Here is a 2,580-nt window from a genome sequence, read left to right as displayed (position 1 = left end):
GAAAGGCTTTACATCAGCCAGTTTCGGACATGATGGGTCGATTGACTCAGCTCATGTCCGTTTTTCTTGGCGTCCCGCTACCGGATACAGAACTTCCCACTGTCCAGTAACGTATATCCAGATCTTAAGGGTATTCATCCACAGAAAAAAGCAGTCCGTCTCCAGCATGAACTGATTGGATGTGTAATACATAAAGTAACTTCGATTGTTGATGATGGAGAGATTATCCTCTCTAGCTCAACAAAAAGTTTCTATAATATAGAAGATAATCAGAAAATCTTAAAACAAATATCTTTGAATCTATGGATTCAATTTCTCAACTCATTTCATGATTAGTTGCTTGATAAGTGGTGACTCTAAAGTGTCAGATTTTTATTAATAATCGGCCAATTCAAGGTTGAAGTGCAACACCTGCTCAAATCCGCTTGCAGCCATGGATCTAAGACTAAGCCTATGAAGGAGACCTATAGCCTGCTGTGCTGCGCTGTACCGTGTTCCTGGTTGTGGTCATGACCGCGAAGGCTGACAGCGGCTCTGAGACAGAGTGTTGCACTTCAGATTTGAATCTGCGATCTTTGATAGCCCCCAACATCCGGCCCTGCCTAATGGCGAACCCTTTGGCCTAGACCAATTGGCAATGATGAATTGCTCTACGGTGAGGGGGCGGGTTAAGAGTCTGTTGTAACGCTAGGCTAAATGTGCGAGTTGAGCGACAGGAATATGGTCATAAATCTCCCTGTTTTCTTCCTGAGCTTGGCGTAAGTCATACTGAGTTTGCAGGTTCATCCAGAACTGAGCACTATTCCCAAAATATTTAGATAGACGCAGAGCTGTATCGGCTGTTATGCTGCGTTTTTCAGATAAGATTTGACTGATTCGAGTTTGGGATACACCGATATCTTTGCTTAATCGGTAGGACGTAATACTGAGTGGATCTAGAAATTCTAGCCGTAGAATTTCGCCAGGATGAATATTAGGTAATCGTTCGTTATTCATGACTGTCTTCTCAGTGATAGTCTACAATTTCGACTTGATCTGCATGATTTCCATCTGTCCAAGTAAAACAAATGCGCCACTGATTGTTAATCCGAATACTATATTGACCTTGACGATCACCCGCTAGTTTTTCTAATCGGTTTCCTGGCGGTATACGCAAATCATTGACGGATATTGCCGCATGAATGAGAAGCAGCTTGCGTAAGGCTATCTTTTGGATTTCAAGTGGGTAGCAGCGTGACTGAAAGCCTTCAAAGACACGCTTGGTTTCGTCGGACTTAAACCCTATGATCACAATACTACTGAATAGCGTTACTAACGTCAAGCAATAGTATTGTAGCGCAAGGTTGAGAGGCTATCTGTCGAAGGCCAAAAAAGCACCGACCGGGTTGGGACAGGATGTGGGCCACCTTCCACCGCCCCTATACCCAGCCCACCTTGTTTTGAGGTCGCCCGCTATCGCTTGGGTGGGGGAGATGAACGCCCACCTGTAACCCTTCGTAAGGAGGTTCTATGCCAACCACCAATCCCAAATCAACCCAGTCCAAACCCACCCAGTCCAAGCCCACTAACGCTAAACCCACCCCAACTAAGCCCCATCGGCATCGGGCTATCCCTGAGTCGGTGGTGCAACGTTCCCTCAGTTTGTCGAGCCGAAAAGCGGCCCGGTTGTGGGCACAGCTCGATTCCGGGATGGCCGACCCCATGGATCTGCTGCCCGCCCTCCAACAGGCCCAGGGGCAACAAGAAGATGCCGTCGATATCCATGTGACGCTACGGCAGCACATTGATGCGGAGATTGCCGCCGCCCAAGCTCGACTGGATGCCCTTGTGGCGGTTCACGAAGCTGACCTTAAACGCCTCAAAGGCTGGGCCAACCGCTTAGACCAAGGAGTGCTTGACCTGTATGAGCAAGGGCTGATTTCTGAGGAAGCCCTGGGCCAGACCTACCGCATTCGGGTGAAGCGCAATCCTCCCAGTTGTGTCGTCCTAGACGAGTCGATGATTCCAGAGCAGTACATCAAGGTCAAAACGACCTATGCACCGGACAAGACTGCCATCAAAGGAGCCATTCAAGGGGGTGAAACCGTACCAGGGGCTGACCTGGTGCGAAAACTCAAAGTCCTCTACGAGGCGGCCCCCACCAGTTTGAATCGGATGGCCGACCAAGCCCAGGTCTAATCCGTCAGCCGCGAATCTCGGTGCTAGTCCTCAATGGCTAGCACCCCTGTTGTTATGCCCAAATGCTATGACCCAGGACACAACCCAAGACCACCCAGAACGCAGCTACGCCTGGGGCGAGGTGGCAATGCAGGTCAATATCCACTGGTTCGCGCCTGAACAACCGGGCCAGCCCCGACAGGTGATGCTCGCCGTCACGACCTACCACGATGCGCCCATCGCTCGACTGGTCGCAGAAACCTCCCTCGAAGGTCTGCTGCCTCATCTTCAAGCCATGCTCGCGGAACTGGAGCAATCCTTACCCATCCGCAAGATGCAGTGGCAACAGCGGGCCAGTAAGCCAAAACGTAAACCGACCGCTTCTCGACCCCAGAGCCAAGCTCAGACCCCGACGCCAACCCA

At 50.4% G+C, this 2,580-nt stretch carries 3 protein-coding genes and 1 pseudogene; 2 read left to right on the top strand and 2 right to left on the bottom strand.

The features are described from left to right. Nucleotides 1-687: 687 nt before the first annotated feature. Entirely contained in the window at nucleotides 688-996 is a 309-nt protein-coding gene (locus tag H6G62_RS26705; RefSeq protein WP_190500821.1) for a HigA family addiction module antitoxin, read from the bottom strand. A 10-nt stretch (nucleotides 997-1,006) separates the two neighbouring features. Beyond that, nucleotides 1,007-1,291, bottom strand: coding sequence for a type II toxin-antitoxin system RelE/ParE family toxin (locus H6G62_RS26700; RefSeq protein ID WP_190500823.1), 285 nt, complete (start codon nucleotides 1,289-1,291; stop codon nucleotides 1,007-1,009). 218 nt (nucleotides 1,292-1,509) lie between these two features. Between H6G62_RS26700 and H6G62_RS26695 the strand changes: the two genes are divergently transcribed. Beyond that, a complete protein-coding gene (locus H6G62_RS26695; RefSeq protein ID WP_190500819.1) occupies nucleotides 1,510-2,178 on the top strand; it encodes a siphovirus Gp157 family protein in 669 nt (222 codons plus the stop codon). A 67-nt stretch (nucleotides 2,179-2,245) separates the two neighbouring features. Continuing rightward, nucleotides 2,246-2,580, top strand: a pseudogene (locus tag H6G62_RS26690) (hypothetical protein); the annotation flags it as partial.

Origin of the sequence: Phormidium sp. FACHB-1136, from assembly GCF_014697375.1 — a bacterium.
Taxonomy (GTDB): Bacteria; Cyanobacteriota; Cyanobacteriia; order Phormidesmidales; family Phormidesmidaceae; genus Nodosilinea.
This window is presented reverse-complemented; position numbering and strand designations above follow the sequence as displayed.

What these genes read in the sequence shown, in the direction of transcription:
- H6G62_RS26705 (WP_190500821.1), bottom strand. Translation starts at nt 996, where the DNA reads ATGAATAACGAACGATTACCTAATATTCATCCTGGCGAAATTCTACGG.
- H6G62_RS26695 (WP_190500819.1), top strand. Translation starts at nt 1,510, where the DNA reads ATGCCAACCACCAATCCCAAATCAACCCAGTCCAAACCCACCCAGTCC.